The 16,388-nt window shown below is 69.8% G+C and carries 13 protein-coding genes and 1 tRNA gene; 12 read left to right on the forward strand and 2 right to left on the reverse strand.

The window, feature by feature from the left end:
- Positions 1–3 precede the first annotated feature (3 nt).
- The 11 genes from ACIA1L_RS04385 to ACIA1L_RS04435 all read left to right on the forward strand — a co-directional run bounded on the left by ACIA1L_RS04385 (position 4) and on the right by ACIA1L_RS04435 (position 14,080).
- Complete coding sequence (locus tag ACIA1L_RS04385) at positions 4–756, forward strand: ABC transporter permease (protein ID WP_396071092.1); 753 nt, start codon at positions 4–6, stop codon at positions 754–756.
- 7 nt (positions 757–763) lie between these two features.
- A complete protein-coding gene (locus ACIA1L_RS04390; RefSeq protein ID WP_396071759.1) occupies positions 764–1,573 on the forward strand; it encodes an ABC transporter permease in 810 nt (269 codons plus the stop codon).
- Between the two features lie 105 nt (positions 1,574–1,678).
- A complete protein-coding gene (locus ACIA1L_RS04395; protein ID WP_396071093.1) occupies positions 1,679–3,295 on the forward strand; it encodes a diguanylate cyclase in 1,617 nt (538 codons plus the stop codon).
- 88 nt (positions 3,296–3,383) lie between these two features.
- Positions 3,384–4,529 (forward strand): YihY/virulence factor BrkB family protein, encoded by a 1,146-nt coding sequence (locus ACIA1L_RS04400; RefSeq protein ID WP_396071094.1) that lies wholly within the window; start codon positions 3,384–3,386, stop codon positions 4,527–4,529.
- A gap of 181 nt (positions 4,530–4,710) precedes the next feature.
- Complete coding sequence (locus tag ACIA1L_RS04405) at positions 4,711–5,889, forward strand: ROK family protein (RefSeq protein ID WP_396071095.1); 1,179 nt, start codon at positions 4,711–4,713, stop codon at positions 5,887–5,889.
- Positions 5,886–7,619, forward strand: a complete 1,734-nt coding sequence (locus ACIA1L_RS04410; protein WP_396071096.1) for an ATP-binding cassette domain-containing protein — start codon at positions 5,886–5,888, stop codon at positions 7,617–7,619. The genes ACIA1L_RS04405 and ACIA1L_RS04410 overlap by 4 nt, the downstream gene beginning before the upstream one ends.
- A 254-nt stretch (positions 7,620–7,873) precedes the next feature.
- Positions 7,874–8,956: an ABC transporter permease gene (locus ACIA1L_RS04415; RefSeq protein WP_396071097.1), complete on the forward strand. Its 1,083-nt coding sequence runs from the start codon at positions 7,874–7,876 to the stop codon at positions 8,954–8,956.
- 61 nt (positions 8,957–9,017) lie between these two features.
- The gene (locus tag ACIA1L_RS04420; RefSeq protein ID WP_396071098.1) at positions 9,018–10,058 is read left to right on the forward strand and encodes a substrate-binding domain-containing protein; all 1,041 of its coding nucleotides are present in this window, start codon (positions 9,018–9,020) and stop codon (positions 10,056–10,058) included.
- Positions 10,059–10,081: 23 nt separating this feature from the next.
- Positions 10,082–11,260, forward strand: a complete 1,179-nt coding sequence (locus ACIA1L_RS04425; protein ID WP_396071099.1) for a Gfo/Idh/MocA family protein — start codon at positions 10,082–10,084, stop codon at positions 11,258–11,260.
- Positions 11,261–11,853: 593 nt separating this feature from the next.
- Positions 11,854–12,903: a xylose isomerase gene (locus tag ACIA1L_RS04430; RefSeq protein WP_396071100.1), complete on the forward strand. Its 1,050-nt coding sequence runs from the start codon at positions 11,854–11,856 to the stop codon at positions 12,901–12,903.
- A gap of 157 nt (positions 12,904–13,060) precedes the next feature.
- Positions 13,061–14,080 carry a sugar phosphate isomerase/epimerase family protein gene (locus ACIA1L_RS04435; RefSeq protein WP_396071101.1) on the forward strand — a complete coding sequence of 340 codons (1,020 nt, stop codon included), beginning with the start codon at positions 13,061–13,063 and terminating at the stop codon, positions 14,078–14,080.
- Positions 14,081–14,429: 349 nt separating this feature from the next.
- Here ACIA1L_RS04435 and ACIA1L_RS04440 read toward each other — a convergent pair whose 3' ends face one another.
- On the reverse strand, positions 14,430–14,738 hold the full coding sequence (locus ACIA1L_RS04440) for a hypothetical protein (RefSeq protein ID WP_396071102.1): 309 nt from the start codon (positions 14,736–14,738) through the stop codon (positions 14,430–14,432).
- Between the two features lie 216 nt (positions 14,739–14,954).
- On the opposite strand from ACIA1L_RS04440, the gene ACIA1L_RS04445 reads away from it, so the two are divergent.
- Positions 14,955–15,030 (forward strand) — tRNA-Asn (locus tag ACIA1L_RS04445).
- Positions 15,031–15,035: 5 nt separating this feature from the next.
- Here the strand turns inward: ACIA1L_RS04445 and ACIA1L_RS04450 are convergent.
- Positions 15,036–16,385, reverse strand: coding sequence for a phospholipase (locus ACIA1L_RS04450; protein ID WP_396071103.1), 1,350 nt, complete (start codon positions 16,383–16,385; stop codon positions 15,036–15,038).
- Positions 16,386–16,388: the final 3 nt, after the last annotated feature.

Here is a 16,388-nt window from a genome sequence, read left to right on the forward strand (position 1 = left end):
TCGATGACCTGGTATGTGCTGGAGTACCACCTCGTCAGCTATCGCCGGATCTGGCGCTCGAGTGTGCTGTCGTCGTTCGTGTTGCCGCTGCTCACCATGCTGGGCTTCGGGCTGGGCGTCGGGGCGTATGTGACGGGCGGCGTCGAAGGGGTGCCCTATCTGGACTGGATGGTGCCCGGGCTGATCGCGTCGACGGCGATGCAGATCGCGATCGGCGACTCGACCTGGCCGGTGTTCGGCGGGTTCGAGTGGCAGCGGATCTACTTCGGGCAGGCCGCGGCGCCGGTGCGGGTGGCCGACATTCTTGACGGGCATCTGCTGTTCGTGGTCTTCCGGACGGTGACGAGCTGTGCGGCCTTCCTGCTGATCGCGACGGCGTTCGGGACCATGCATTCGTGGTGGGCATTGGCGACGTTGCCGATTGCCGCGCTGGTCGGGCTGGCCGTGTCGACGCCGACCTTTGCCTATTCGGCAACCATTCGCAGCGACGGCTATCTGGCTATCCTGTTCCGGCTCGGGGTCATTCCGATGTCGTTGTTCTCCGGAGTGTTCTTCCCCGTCGAGTCGTTGCCGGACCCGTTGCGCTGGATCGCGTGGGCGTTGCCACTCTGGCACGGTGTGGATCTGAGCCGGGCGGCGACCCTGGGTGTCGCACCCGCCTGGTCGGTGCCCGGTCACCTGCTCTACCTGGCGCTGTGGGCCGCGGCCGGCTGGTGGCTCGCCCTGCGCCAGTTCCGCCGCCGGCTGGTGATCTGAGGTGCCGATGCTCACCCTCGTCCTTCCACGACTCGTTTCCTTCGAGGGAGCGGGCCGGCGGTCGGCGTCCGTCGTCGAACGCAACGCGGCCACGTTGCGCAGCGCGTACTGGCTGGTCATGGCTTCGGGGTTTCTCGAGCCGGTGTTGTATCTGTTCTCCATCGGCGTGGGGGTGGGCACGCTCGTCGGGGACCTCACGCTCAGCGACGGTCGAGTCGTCGAGTATGCCGCGTTTGTGGCTCCCGCGATGCTGGCCTCGTCGGCGATGACCGGGGCGCTGGCGGAAACGACCTTCAACTTCTTCGGGAAGATGAAGTTCATGAAGCTGTACGACGGGATGCTCGCCACCCCGGTGCGGCCGATCGAAATCGCGCTGGGCGAGCTGGCCTGGGCCATGCTGCGGGGCAACATCTACGCCGCGGCGTTTCTCGTGGTCATGGTGGTCATGGAGCTGACCACGCCGGTTCGCGCGCTGACCGCGTTTGCCGGTGCGGTGCTGGTCGGCTTCGCGTTCGGTGCGCTGGGCATGGCGCTGTCCACGTTCATGCGGAGCTGGCAGGACTTCGACCTGGTGGCCTCGGCCCAGTTCGCGCTCTTCCTCTTCTCCGGGACCTTCGTGCCGGCCGAGGCCTATCCCGCGGTGCTGCGCTGGCTGGTCGAGGTCACCCCGCTGTACCGCTCGGTCGACCTGATCCGCGCGATCACCACCGGCGCAGTGGGCTGGCTTCAGCTCGTCGACGTGGCGTACCTGCTGGGCGTGCTCGCCCTCGGCCTGGTCGTGGCCGGCCGCCGGATGGAGAAGCTGCTCTGTAAATAGCACAGGTTTGCCCCGCCCGCGCCGATCGGAGGATCGGGAGGAAGGTCTCCCGCGCTGCGGGCTCCGGCCCACGGTGTGACACGGACGCCGGGAGTCGCCATGGTCATGAGCACGCGGGCCGACACGGTGCTGTCGCTCGACCCGGCGCGGATGGCCCTGGTGGTGGACGACTACGAGGATCTGGCCGACTTCGACATCGCTGAGGCTGAGGCCATCGCCCTGCGGATCGCTTTCGCGGCAGGGAAAGCGGGCGAGACCGAGCTGCACTGGCGGGCGCGGCTGTTGCAGGCCGACATGGTCGATCGGCGGGGCGAACTTGCCACCGCGGCCAAAATGATCGTCGAAGTGCTGGAATGGGCGCAGGTGGGCGACTGCCGGCGGGTGATCTCCCGGGCGCACCGGGTGCTGGCCCGGCTCTACCGGGCGATGGGCGACCTGGCGGCGAACCTTGAGCACATGATTCAGTGCGTGGACGCGCTGGACGCCACCACGCCGGTCTCCGGTCGGATCGCGTGCCTGATCAAGCTCGCTGACGCGTACGCGGAAACCGGCTCGATGTCGTCCGCCCGCGACCGTTACGAGCAGGCCATCCAGATCGCTGCCGAACACGGCAACGCCCGGCGGCTGCTGATGGCCCTCAACAACTACGCGTACGCCGAGTACGACCGCGGTGAGCTGCCGCGCGCCCGACGCGTCCTGCACCGGCTGCGGGTGGCCGGCGAGCAGCACGGGCAACCGCTGGACTTTTCCGCTCTGGACACCGTGGCGCGGGTCGAGGCGCTGCTGGGTGACCTGGACGCCGCGGACGTGGCGGCCGCGGAGGCGCTGCGGGCGTACCAGGAGGAGAACGCGGAGGAGGCGGACGCCGAGGCGGATCTGCTGCTGACCCGGGCCTTCGTGCAGCGGCTCCGCGGGGAGCTCGACGCCGCCCAACAGACCCTCGACCAGGTACGCGCCCTCTGCGGCCGACACTCGCTGCGCTTCAACGACGTGCAAGCGTTGCTGGAACAGGCGGAGTTGCAGGCAGCGGCGGGGGACTTCGCTCGCGCGTACGCCTCCATGCATCTGTTCCACACCGCGGAGAAGCGGTTGCAGTCGGCGCAGCGGGAGGCACAGGCCCGCAACCGGCAGGCCTTGTTCGAGGTGGATGAGGCGCGCCGCCAGGCCGAGTGGTTCCGCGACCAGGCGCGCCGCGACCCGCTGACCGGCCTGCACAACCGGCGGTACGTGGATGAGCGCCTTCCGGTCCTGCTGGAGAAGGCGGCCACCGACGGCTCGCCGGTGACCGTGGCCCTGCTGGACCTGGACCACTTCAAGCGGGTGAACGACACGTTCTCGCACGAGACCGGCGACCAGGTTCTCACCGCGGTGGCGGCGATGCTGGGCCGCACCGATGTGGGCAGAGCCGGGTTTGCCGCCCGGCTCGGCGGTGAGGAGTTCCTGCTCGTGGTGACCGGCGTGGACCTGCCGGGTGCGGTCATGCGGTTGGAGGACCTGCGTCAGGCGATCGCCGGGCACACCTGGCTGCCGATCACCGGCGACCTGCCGGTCACGGTGAGCATCGGCGTCACGGCGGCCACAGTGGGGAGCACCCAGGCCGGGGTGCTGGCCCGCGCGGACGAGGCCCTCTATGAGGCGAAGGGCAGCGGCCGGGACCGGCTCTGCCTCGACCCCGAGATCACGGTCACCGAGCGTCGCCGGTTCCGCGACGGTCGGCCGTAAGGCCTGCTGAGAAGTGGGTTAAAGCCGGGACGGGGCGGGCATCTCCAGTCACAGCAAACGTGTGACGCCGTCCTGGAGGTACCCGGCGATGAGACTCCTTCGTAAGGCCGACGACGCCGGCCGCGAGGCCGGCCATGACAAGACCGCCGGCCCCGAGGCGGACCACGCGCACGCGGCCGGCGCGCGGGACGCGGACGAGGCAAAGCGGAACCTCGACGCTGCCGCGTCGACGCGGACCGGTGACGATCGGGACCCGGATCTGTCGGCGCCCAGCCCGGACGCGGGCCCGGACAGCCCGATGGGGCTCAAGGGCAAGGGCCTCATGGCCGCGCTGAAGCGGACCGTGAAGCAGTTCTCCCAGGACAACGTCACCGACTGGGCGGCCGCACTGACCTACTACGGGGTGCTGTCGATCTTCCCGGGCGCGCTGGTGCTGGTGTCGATCCTGGGCATGCTCAGCGACGACGGTCAGCAGACGGTCCAGGAGACCGTGCAGCAGGTCGCGCCGAACCAGCAGATCCAGGACCTGGTCAACCAGGTGCTTACCCAGGTGCAGGACCCGGGTACGGCCGGACTGGCCGCGATCATCGGTCTGGTCGCCGCCTTCTGGTCCGCCTCGGGCTACATCGGGGCGTTCATGCGCGCCTCGAACTCGATCTACGACGTGCCGGAGGGCCGGCCGATCTGGAAGACCCTGCCGATCCGGCTCGGGGTCACCGCGGTCATCGGCGTGATGCTGGTGTTGTCGGCGGTCATCGTGGTGTTCACCGGTGAGCTGGCCCAGGTGGTCGGCGACAAGATCGGCCTCGGCGACGCCGCGGTGACCACCTGGAACATCGCCAAGTGGCCGGTCCTGATCGTGATCGTCAGCCTGATGTTCGCGATTCTGTACTGGGCCTCGCCGAACGCGAAAACCGGCGGCTTCCGCTGGGTGAGCCCGGGCGGCATCTTCGCGGTGCTGGTGTGGGTGGCTGCCTCTGCCGGGTTCGCGGTCTATCTGGCGAACTTCGCGTCGTATAACAAGACGTACGGAACGCTGGGTGGTGTCATCGCCTTCCTGGTCTGGCTGTGGATCTCGAACATCGCGATCATGCTCGGGGCCGAGCTGGATGCCGAGCTGGAACGGGGTCGGGCCATCGCGGCCGGGCACTCGCCGGACGACGAGCCGTTCCTGCAGCTGCGCGACGATCGCAAGCTGAAGAAGGGCAGCGAGAAGGGCTTGAGTACGTCCTGACGCCGCGGCGAACTATCGACGGCCGTGCCTCCGCTCGGGGGCGCGGCCGTCACTTTTGCATCTCGCGACAAAAGTTTGCCGGAATCGACGAGAAGGTATGGACGTGCGCGCAGGAAGGGTCCTAGTGTGACGGGCGTGACACCGTCGGTAGTCCGGCGGCGCGAGGGTCCGGAGGTTGCCCGTGCATGTCGTCGACGCTCCCCATCTGCGCCTGCTTCGCCTGTTACGCGACGAAGGACCCGTCTCCCGGGCCGAACTCGGTGACCGGCTCGACCTGACCCGGCCCCGACTCCTCGCCGAAGTCGAACGGCTGGTTGCCGCCGGCTACATCGCCGAGGCCGGGATGGCAGCCTCCCGCGGCGGCCGCCGGTCCACCCTGGTGGAGCTGCATCCGAAGCTGCGGTTCGCCGCCGTCGACCTGGGCGCCAGCTCCATCGACGTCGAGGTGACAAACGGGCGGCTCGAACCCGTCGCCGCGTACCAGGAAAGTGCGGACATCCGCAGCGGGCCGAAGGCGATCCTGCACCGGATCAACGAGCTGCTGGCAAAGGCCCGGACAGACGGCGCCTTCGAGCGGCTGGACGGGGTGGGGATCGGCGTTCCCGGGCCGGTCAGCTTCCGCGACGGCGTGCCCGTGTCACCGCCGATAATGCCGGGCTGGGACCGCTACCCGGTGCGGGAAGTGCTGACCCGCGAACACGGCTGCCCGGCCGTAGTGGACAACGACGTCAATATCATGGCAATCGGCGAACGGCACGGCGGCGTCGCCCACTCGGTCGACGACTTCCTCTTCGTCAAGATCGGCACGGGCATCGGCTGCGGCATCCACCTCGGCGGCGGCGTCTACCGCGGCGTCGACGGCTGTGCCGGCGACATCGGCCACATCCAGGTCGACTCGCACGGTCCGGTGTGCTCATGCGGCAACACCGGCTGCCTCGAAGCGCTGTTCAGCGGCGCGGCATTGACCCGCGACGCCCTGACCGCCGCCCGCACCGGCGAATCCCCGGCGCTAGCCGAACGGCTGGACAGCCGGGGCGAGCTGGGCGCGCGCGACGTCGCCGACGGTGCCGCCGAAGGCGACGTGACCTGCATCCGACTCATCCGCGACGGCGGCCGCCGACTGGGCGCCACCCTCGCGACACTGGTCAGCTTCGCCAACCCATCCATGATCGTCATCGGCGGCGGCCTGGCGCAGCTCGGCCACATTCTGCTCGCCGAAATCCGCAGCGTGGTCTATCGGCGCTCACTGCCCTTGGCAACCGGCAACCTCCCCGTCGTCCTCAGTGAACTGGGTGCCCGCGCAGGCGTTACCGGTGCCGCCGTCCTAGCCAGTGACACCGCCTTCGAGCAGGCGTCATGACCAGCCCCGAGGTCCTGCTCGCACTCCGGGGCGTCGTCAAGACCTTCCCCGGCGTACGCGCCCTGGACGGCGTGGAGCTGGAGGTCCGGGCAGGTGAGGTGCACTGCCTGCTGGGCCAGAACGGCGCCGGTAAGTCCACACTCATCAAAATCCTCGCCGGTGTGCACCACGCCGACGCGGGCGACATCGACTGGCTGGGCGAGCCCTTCGCCCCCGCAACGCCCCAGGCCGCGATGCGCGCCGGGATTGCCACGATCTATCAGGAGCTCGACCTCGTCGACGACCTTTCCGTGGCCGAGAACGCCTTCCTGGGCCACGAAGAGAGCCGCGGTGGCTTCCTGCGGCGGCGCTCCACCGCGGCGCGTACCCGAGAAATTCTGGCCCGGCTCGGTCACGCGCAGATCCCGCCGCGCCGCCTGGTCCGGTCGCTGCCCGCAGCGGGCAAGCAGATCGTCAGCATGGCCCGCGCCCTGTCGCACGACGCCAAGCTGATCGTCATGGACGAGCCCAGCGCCGTGCTCGCCCACGACGAAGTCGCCAACCTGTTCCGGATCATCCGGGAGCTGACCTCGCACGGCATTGCCGTCATCTACATCTCGCACCGGCTCGAGGAAATCCGCGACATCGGCGACCGGGTCACCGTCCTCAAAGACGGCCGCACCACCGCCGCGAACCTCGCCGCCCGCGACACCCCCACCCGCGAGCTGGTCAGCCGCATGACCGGCCGCACCATCGAATACGTCTTCCCCCCACGCACGGGCTCATCCGGCGAGACGCCGCGTGCCGGCGCAATCGGCGAGACGCCGCGTGCCGACGCAGTCGGCGAGGGGCTGCCCGCCGGCGCAGTCGGCGAGGGGCTGCCCGCCGGCGCAGTCGGCGAGACGCCGCGTGCCGACGCAGTCGGCGAGACGCTGCCCGCCGGCGCAATCGGCGAGACGCTGCCCACTGGCTCAGCCGGCGAGGCGCCGGAGAGCGCGAGGCCCGCCGCGAAGCCGCTGCTGGAAGTCGTTGGGCTGACTCGGGAGGGTGAGTTTGCGGACGCCTCGCTCACCGTCAACGCCGGGGAGATCGTCGGCATCGCCGGCCTGGTCGGCTCGGGCCGCTCCGAGCTGCTGGAGACGATCTTCGGGGCCCGGCGCGCCGATCGGGGCACGGTCACCCTCGGCGGCAAGCGGATCGCTTCTATCGGCGCCGCGGTCCGGGGCGGCATGGGTATGGCCCCCGAGGAACGGAAAAGCCAGGCCCTGCTGCTGGACGAGCCGATCTACCGCAATATGACCCTGTCGACCTTCGCGGGGTACGCCCAAGCCGGCTTCACCCGCACCGGCCGGGAGCGCGCCGCCGCGCGCCGCACCGCCGACCTGCTGGAACTACGCCCGCGCACCGTCGAACGCGCGGTACGCACGCTCTCCGGTGGCAACCAGCAAAAGGTCGTCGTCGGCCGCTGGCTGCTCGGCGGCACCCGACTGCTGCTGCTCGACGAGCCGACCCGAGGCGTCGACGTCGGCGCCCGCGCTGAGCTCTACCAGGTGATCCACGACCTCGCCGCGGGCGGCGTCGGCGTCCTCCTCGTCTCCAGCGAAGTCCCCGAAGTCCTCGGCCTCGCCGACCGCGTCCTCGTCATGCGCGAAGGCCACCTCATCCACGAAGCCCCAGCCACCGAGATCGACGAAGCCGCGATTCTGGATCTCGTGATGGCGGGATCTCTGATGGAGGGAGACCCGGCATGACCGAACCTCGCTCAGCAGAACTGACCCACGGCCGTGTCGGTGAGGGCCAGGAGGGCACGCCAACAGGAGGCTCAGCGTGACCGACTGCACCGAACCTCGCTCAGCAGAACTGACCCACGGCCGTGTCGGTGAGGGCCAGGAGGGCACGCCAACAGGAGGCTCAGCGTGACCGACTGCACCGAACCTCGCTCAGCAGAACTGACCCACGGCCGTGTCGGTGAGGGCCAGGAGGGCACGCCAACAGGAGGCTCAGCATGACGGATCAAGGCACCCGGCCCGGCGTGCCGGCGCAGTCCCCGCCGGTCGAGCCGAAGACGGCGCACGACGGCCCGCCCCCGCCGCGCCGGAGCTGGTGGAGCGGGGACGCCGCGGAGCCCGTCCGCCGCAATCTGGGCCTGATCGGCGTCCTCGTCGTCCTGGTGATCATCGGAGCCGTCACCCGCCCCGAGCTGTACGGCGACGCGACCTGGGTGACCAGCAATGTGTGGACGATCCTGCAGCAGGCATCGGCGATCGGCGTGGTCACCGTCGGCATGACCTTCGTGATCATCGGTGGCGGCATCGACCTGTCCGTCGGTGCCATCGTGGCGGTGGCCGGGGTCTGGTCCACCACGCTGGCTACCCAGAGCTACGGGGCCGCCGGGATGATCTTCACCGCGATCGTGGTCGGGGTGGTCGTCGGGCTGATCAACGGCGTGCTGATCTCGTACGGAAAACTGGTGCCTTTCATTGCCACGCTCGCCATGATGGTCGCCGCCCGCGGTCTGGCCGCGATGATCTCTGACAAGCAGACGCAGGTGTCGACGAACAGCACGATCAACGGAATTGCCAGCACCAAGGTGGCCGGCGTTCCGATGCTGGTCATCATCCTGGCCCTGGTGGTGGCCGCGGGTTGGGTGCTGCTCAACCGCACGACGTTCGGGCGCCGCACGGTCGCGGTCGGCGGCAACGTCGAGGCGGCCCGGCTGGCGGGCATCAACGTCCGGGTCCACACTGTCCTGCTCTACGCCCTGTCCGGCCTGTGCTGCGGCATCGCGGCGATCATGTTGACCTCGCAGGCGACCAGTGCCCAGGCGGCGATGGCGAACCTGTACGAGCTGGATGCGATCGCTGCGGCGATCATCGGCGGCACGCTGCTCAGCGGCGGTCGCGGCACCATCATCGGCGCCCTGTTCGGGGTGCTGGTCTTCTCCACCATCACCAACCTCTTCGCGATCAACAACCTGTCCACCGAGGTCCAGAACATGGTCAAGGGCGGCATCATCGTCGCGGCCGTGCTGGTCCAGCAGTTCCACTACCGCTCCCTCACCCAGCTGTTCGGGCGCAAGCCCGCCTGATTCCCCGGCACCCCCTTTGGGCGACCCGCAACGGCCGCCCGGTCACCCCTGGGAGAAAACGATGAGAGACCTGTCCCGGCGCCGCATCCTCACCGGCGGCGCCGCCTTGGGCGCCGGCGCCCTGCTCGCCGCGTGCACCAGCAACACCCCCGCCGAGAACACGCAGATCAACACCAACAAGGACAGCGTCCCGAACGCCGCGCCGGGGCAGAAGGTGGTCATCGGATTCTCCGCGCCCGGCGCCGACCACGGTTGGGTTGCCGCGATCACCAACAATGCCAAAGCGCAGGCGGAAGCGTACGAGGACGTGGAGTTTCGCAGCGTCGCGGCGGGCACCGATGCGGCTGCCCAGCGCGCGGCTCTGTCCACGTTGATCTCGCAAAAGCCGAACGTCATCGTGTTGCTGCCGCACGACGGCAAGGAATTGAACGCTGTCGGGCTGGAAGCCATGCGGGCCGGCATTCCGGTGGTGAACCTGGACCGGGCTTTCCCGGACCGGGGTGCGTACCGGCTGCAGATCAAGGGCGACAACTTCGGCATGGGTCTGGCCGCCGGCACGTACATCGGCGAGCAGATGAAGGCCAAGGGGATCGCCAACCCGATCATCGGCGAGATTCCGGGCATCGACTCTCTCGAGTTGACGCAGGAGCGCACGGCGGGCTTCAACGAGGCGCTCGCGGTGTACGGCTTCAAGGTCGCCAACCGGCGGCCGGCCGAGTTCACCGCGGACACCGGCCAGCGTGCCGCCACCGAGTTGCTGCAGGCCCTGCCCAAGGTGGACGCGCTGTGGAACCACGACGACGATCAGGGCATCGGTGTGCTCGCCGCGATCAACCAGGCGAACCGCAAGGAGTTCCTGCTGGTCGGCGGGGCCGGTTCCAAGGCGGCCATCGAAGCCATCGCCGCTGACAACACGCCGCTCAAGGCGACGGTCACCTACAGCCCGTCGATGGCGTCCTCGGCGATCTCGCTGGCCCGGCTCATCGGCCAGAACAAGGGCATGTCCGACCTGGTGGAGCTGCAGGTGCCCAAGGAGATCACGCTCGCCTCCGAGACGATCACGAAGGCGAATGCGGCACAGTACGCGAAGCTCGGGTTCTGACCACCCACGGACGGGAGAGCACGATGGGGCAGCTGCGGGTCGGCATGGTCGGACACGCGTTCATGGGAGCCGCGCATTCGCAGGCGTGGCGCACCGTCAACCACGCGTTCGACCTGCCGCTTTCGGCGCGGATGTCGGTGGTGTGCGGTCGGGACGCGGTCCGGGCCGCGACCGCCGCGGCCACGCTGGGCTGGGAGTCGTCCGCGACCGACTGGCGCGAGGTCGTGACCCGCGACGATGTGGATCTGGTGGACATCTGCACGCCGGGGGACACCCACGCGGAGATCGCGTTGGCGGCGTTGGCGGCGGGCAAGCACGTGCTCTGCGAGAAGCCGTTGGCGAATTCGGTGGCCGAGGCCCGTGAGATGGCTCGGGCCGCGACCGCCGCACAGGCGCACGGCATCCGGACGATGTGCGGCTTCAATTACCGCCGCGTGCCGGCTGTCGCGCTGATGCGGCAGCTGGTGGCGCAGGGCCGAATCGGCGTGGTCCGGCACGTCCGCGCGGTCTACCTGCAGGATTGGATCGTCGACCCGGAGTTTCCGCTGGTGTGGCGGCTGCGCCGGGACATGGCCGGTTCCGGTGCCCTGGGCGACATCGGCGCACACATCGTCGACCTCACCCAGTACGTCACCGGCGAGCTCATCACCGGCGTCAGCGCGCTGACCGAGACGTTCGTCCGGGAACGGCCGCTGCCCACCGGGTCGTCCGGGCTGACCGCCAACGGGCGTGCAGGGTCGGGCGAGGTCACCGTGGACGACGCGGCGCTGTTCCTGGCCCGGCTGGCCGGGGGAGCGGTCGCGACCTATGAGGCGACCCGGTTCGCCACCGGCCGCAAGAACGGGTTGCGGGTCGAGCTGAACGGGTCGCTGGGTTCGGTGGCGTTCGACTTCGAGCGCATGAACGAGCTGGAGTTCTACGACGCGACCACGCCGGCAAGCGAGCAGGGGTTCACCCGGATTCTGGTGACGGAGCCGGACCATCCGTATCTCGCGGCGTGGTGGCCGCCCGGCCATCCCATCGGCTACGAGCACACGTTCACCCACGAGGTGCGCGACCTGGTGGCGGCGATTGCCGCGGGGGAGGACCCGACACCGTCCTTTGCCGACGCTCTGCAGGTGCAGCTGGTCTTGGATGCGGTGGAACGGTCTGCGGCTTCCGCTGCCTGGGTCCCCGTGGAGGCCGAGCTGGCGACGGTCTGACCAGCTCCGTCGTGGGCCCGCGAGGGCGATCCGGTTGCGCCCGGATCGAGCGGGCCCACCGGCGGGCGGAGGGTCCGGCATCGACCGCAGGGTTCCCGGTCGCTGCCGGACCGCCATTTCTCAGGTACGGGCACCGCAGAGTCCCGTGCCACACGGCCATGCGCTGCCGACGTCCGGCCGTTGCGCCCGCATCCGGCCGGGTGCCTGGTCCGGCCGGCCACCCCCGTCCGTGGCCTGTCCGAGTGTGCAATTGATGCAAGGATCGTGCACTCGCTACCCGGCTGTCATCTTGTCGTCATGTTTGACGTTCCGGCAGCTCACGAAGGCCAAACGCGACAATCAGCGCCGCGCGCACCGGCCTTTGTGGATCATGGCAGAGCCGATCACCGTGTCGCACGGCGAGTGCGCCGCTGATCCGACAAGCCGCCGAGGCTCGTGTCAGAAGACAGATACCCGCCGGTTCGCGCCACCAGCAGCTCCCCTGCCGTGTCGTGACGAACACCGCGTCGGTTCAGCGGCAGTCGCCGCGTCAGAGGCGGGCATCGTGTCGGCATGCGGCAGGCACTGTGTCGCCGAGGAGGGAAGGGATTCCGATGCGTCTGCGCCACCACTCGGGACGGATCGTCCACGTGAGCCACGGCACCGGCCCCCGGCCCACCCGCACTCTGTCGGACGTCGTCTCCCACCTCGACTCGTACGCCGCCGACCGGATCGCCCGGCACGCCGACACGCTCGGTGTGAGCCTCTGGCTGCCGCCCACCCTCGCCGCCGCCCTGGCGATCGACGCGCGCTCCCGTGCCCGGCTCCGTGCCGAAATCGACGCCCGCGGCCTCGAAGTCGTCACGCTCAGTGGAGAGCCGTACGCCCTGGACGAGGCCGTGCAGCCGGACTGGAGCGACCCGGCCCGACTCGAATACACCCTCGACTTGGCCCGGATCCTCGTCGACCTGCTGCCCGACGACGCGGTACGCGGCGCCGTCACCACCGTCGGCCTGGGCCGCCGCGGAGCCTGGGACGAGGCCAGCGAAAAGGCTTGCTCCCGCATCCTGGGCCGGCTCTCCGGCGGCCTCGCCGAGGTCGCCTGGCACACCGGCCGCGCGGTCCGAGTGGGCTTCCGCCCCGCACCCGGCGCGGTGCTCGACGGCTCCGCCTCGGTCGCCGCCGCGTTCGCCCGGCTCGACAAGGACCGCCTCGGTGTCTGCCTGGACCTCGCCCACGTGGCGTGCACCTGGGAACACCCCACCACCTACCTCGACCGGCTCACCGGCGCCGGCGTCGCGGTGATCCGCCTGGAAGCGGCGGCGGCGCTGGAACTGGCCGATCCGGTGGCCGGCGCCGAAACGCTGCGCCGCTACCTGGCCGACCGGGGGCCGTGCCCGGTGACCACCCCGGATGGCGGCTACGCCGGGGACGTGACCGAGGCGTTGCGCGTGTCCCCGCCGGGGCCGTGGCGGGTGCTGTGCCGCGTACCGTCGGAATCAGCCCCGCCTGCACCGCTGAGGGCGACCACCGAGGTCAGTGACGCCGGGCTGCGGCGGCTGCTCGCCGGTGCGGTGCCCGGCACGGAACACCTCGACATCGACTGGGTGGCTGCGGTGGCGCTCGCCGCGGCGCCCCTTGTTGAGCGGGTCGCTGCCCCCTAGAGTTCAGGGCGGTATCCCTCCCGTCCTGGGCGGGCCGACCGGGTGGCGCAAACCCCGGTGCGGCCGCATCGCCCGCCGCGGGACGGTTGCCGTCGCCGGTCATCCCTCACGCCGGTCCGCGGAACCCTCTTCGTCCGCACGAACAGGGAGCTGACTTATGGCGCGACCCATCACGCTCTTCACCGGCCAGTGGGCCGATCTGCCGTTCGAGGAAGTCTGCCGGCTCGCCGCCCAGTGGGGCTACGACGGCCTGGAAATCGCCTGCTGGGGCGATCACCTCGAGGTTGACCGCGCCCTCGCTGAGGACGACTACCTCGACCGCAAGCGGGAACAGCTCGCCAAACATCATCTGCAGGTCTTCGCGATCTCCAACCACCTCGTCGGCCAGGCTGTCTGTGACCACCCGATCGACGAACGCCACCGGGACATCCTGCCCGCCTCGCTCTGGGGCGACGGCAACCCGGCGGGTGTCCGGGAACGCGCCGCCGACCGGATGAAAGACACCGCCCGCGTTGCCGCGGCCCTCGGCGTCGACACGGTGGTCGGCTTCACCGGCTCGTCCATCTGGCACACCGTCGCCATGTTCCCGCCGGTCCCGCCAGCCATGATCGACCGCGGCTACCAGGACTTCGCCGACCGGTGGAACCCCATCCTGGACGTTTTCGACGAGGTCGGCGTCCGCTTCGCCCACGAGGTCCATCCCAGCGAGATCGCCTACGACTACTGGACCACCCGCCGCGCCCTGGACGCGATCGGCCACCGCCCCGCCTTCGGCCTCAACTGGGACCCCTCCCACTTCGTCTGGCAGGACCTCGACCCGGTCGGCTTCATCCTCGAATTCGCCGACCGCATCTATCACGTCGACTGCAAGGACGCGAAGGTCCGCACCGGCGACGGCCGCCGCGGTCGGCTGGCCTCCCACCTGCCCTGGGCCGACCCCCGCCGCGGCTGGGACTTCGTCTCCACCGGCCACGGCGACGTGCCCTGGGAAGACTGCTTCCGGGCCCTCAACTCGATCGGCTACTCCGGCCCACTCTCGATCGAGTGGGAGGACGCCGGCATGGACCGACTGATCGGCGCCCCCGAAGCCCTGCACTTCGTCCGCAACCTGGCCTTCGACGCACCAGCTGCTGCCTTTGACGCTGCCTTCTCCTCCGCACGGCCAGCGGACCATTGACGCTGTCCCAGCCCGCGCGATCCCGGCCCGCGCGATCCCGGCCCGCGCGATCCCGGCCCGCGCGATCCCGGCCCGCGCGATCCCAGGCCGCGCGATCCCAGACCGCGATCCCAGGCCGCGCGATCCCAGCCCGCGCGATGTCGCGGCGGGAGCCCGAGCGTCGTGGCGCGCTTCGAGCTGGCTGTCGAAAGCTCACCACGGCCCTGCTCATCGGCGGGCAGAAGCCGTTCGTCGTCGCCGATCGCGTGCAGGCCCCAACGGCGACGCGGCGCGGGAGAAAGTGGCTGGATGCGCGACGGCCCGACCCACGTCCACGTGGGCCGGGCCGTCGCGGTGCGGGCGGGGTAGGTCAGATCTTGGTGCCCGTGCTGGTGGAGCTCAGACCGGAGGTCGACAGGTCGGCGCTGCCCGAGGTGGTCGGGGTGGTGCTGGCAGAGTGCAGCTTCTCACCGAGCTTGGACTGGTTGATCTTGTCCTTGCCCTCGGTGTAGAGCTTGTTGGCCTGCGCCTGGGCGACTCCGGCGGCCTCCTGCACCGTCGGGTGCTCCCACACCTTCTTCGCGTTCGCCGCGATCTCCTCGTACTTCTCCCGGCCGGCACGGCTGCCCAGGACGAAGCCCGCCGCGAGACCCGTGATGAACATGAGCTTTCCGCGCATGGCGGCTCCTTCCGTCCGTGACGCGTGTGCGTCTGATCCGGTGCATACCCATCCTGCCGCCCGGTCATTCGCCCCGCCGGGTTTTCCCTCGCTAGCGGCCCGTCGCCGATGCCTGCGGGGTGTCGTGGACACCCCGCAAGCGCCACTGCCCTCCGGTGTTGTATTGTTTCTCCGGTCACCACGACAGCCCGCGAAGCGGGAGGTCGGACTGTTTGATCCCCTGTAGCTCAATTGGCAGAGCAGCCGGCTGTTAACCGGCAGGTTATTGGTTCGAGTCCAATCGGGGGAGCCACCACCTCAGTATGTGTAGGTATTCAGCTGACTGACCGCACTAGCCGGATTCCCCAGGTCGTAACGGTCCACCGCCACGAAATTCGGCTTCTTCCGGGCGGCGGGCGCGCAGAAACGCTCGGCCCGGTTCAACACCTTCGCGTTGTCGCTGGAGATCGTCGGCGACATGGGCACGTCCCGGAAGTGGTTCATGACGAACAGCGGGCGGAAGCCCGGCTGGGTCTGAGTCAGCGGGACGTGGTTCGCGCCGCCATGCCAGCGGCTGAAGCAGGACCAGTCGGAAGTGCCGGCGCCGGAGCCCATCGACCAGAAGTTCTCGACGGTCCATTCCCGTTGGTACTGCACCCCGAAGCTGTCCCGGGTCAACCCGCCTGCCTGGTCGTCGGCGCGGGTCCGGTCGGTGAAGATCAGCAGGCGCTTGTTGCGCTGCCGGAGGTCGGCGAGCCGGGGCCAGCCGCGCTCCCGTACGCCTTCCAGGTCCGGCCGGAGCAGCATGGCGGCGAGTCCGGGCACTCGGTCCAGCTCGGCGCGCAGCACGGTCGGTGACACGTAGTCCTCGAGGAACACCGTGGCGATCTCGGTGGGGTGCGCGTTCAGGTAGTCGACGATGCGTTTGAGGTCGACCCACAACGCGACCGGGCGGGACACCAGGGTGCAGCTGTTGTGACAGAGGATTGCCCCGTCCGGGGTCTGGTGGATGTCGAACATGAAGCCGCGTACGCCGTCGGCGAGCTGCTGGTTGAGGCCGCGGTTCTGGTTGGGGAAGAGGTTGAAGATGGGCGGCGCGAATCCACCGTCGACCCCGTTGGCGAACGCGTTGTGCGTGGTCAGGAACGTCACCTGGTCCAGGGTGCGGTCGCCGTCGGCGGGTGCCGGGGTGCGCGGCGGCACGAGCGGCGTCAAGTACCAGCGGGCGAGAGTGCCACCGGTGCCGAGGGCAAGTGCGTCGGCCCAGCCGTCGCCGGCCGGCACTGCGGTGAGGAACCGTTCGGTGTTCGGGTCCTTGACCGTGTATTGGTCGGCGCCGGCAGCGGTGATCTGCCAGCGCGCGTCTGCCGTCGTGCAGGCGGCCATGCTGGGCGCGGTGCTCGTGCGGGCGAGGCAGCGCCCGGGCAGGTCGGCGTTCTCCAGCAGGTACGCCGTGCCGTCGGCCCGTACGGTCCACTGCTGGTGGTCCTCGTTGCCTTTGGGGCGGTGCTGCACGACGGCATCGCCGCTGGCAGCAGTGTTGAAGCCGGTCGTGACACTTTGCAGGTAGTAGGTGCCGGTGGGCGCAGCGGCCCGGGCGGCACTGGTCGGCGCCAGCGTGGCTGCCAGGGCCACGATGACGGGTACGGCGGTGGACAACGGGCGCATACG

The organism is Actinoplanes sp. NPDC051859, assembly GCF_044452725.1.
In the GTDB taxonomy this organism is placed as follows: Bacteria; Actinomycetota; Actinomycetes; order Mycobacteriales; family Micromonosporaceae; genus Actinoplanes.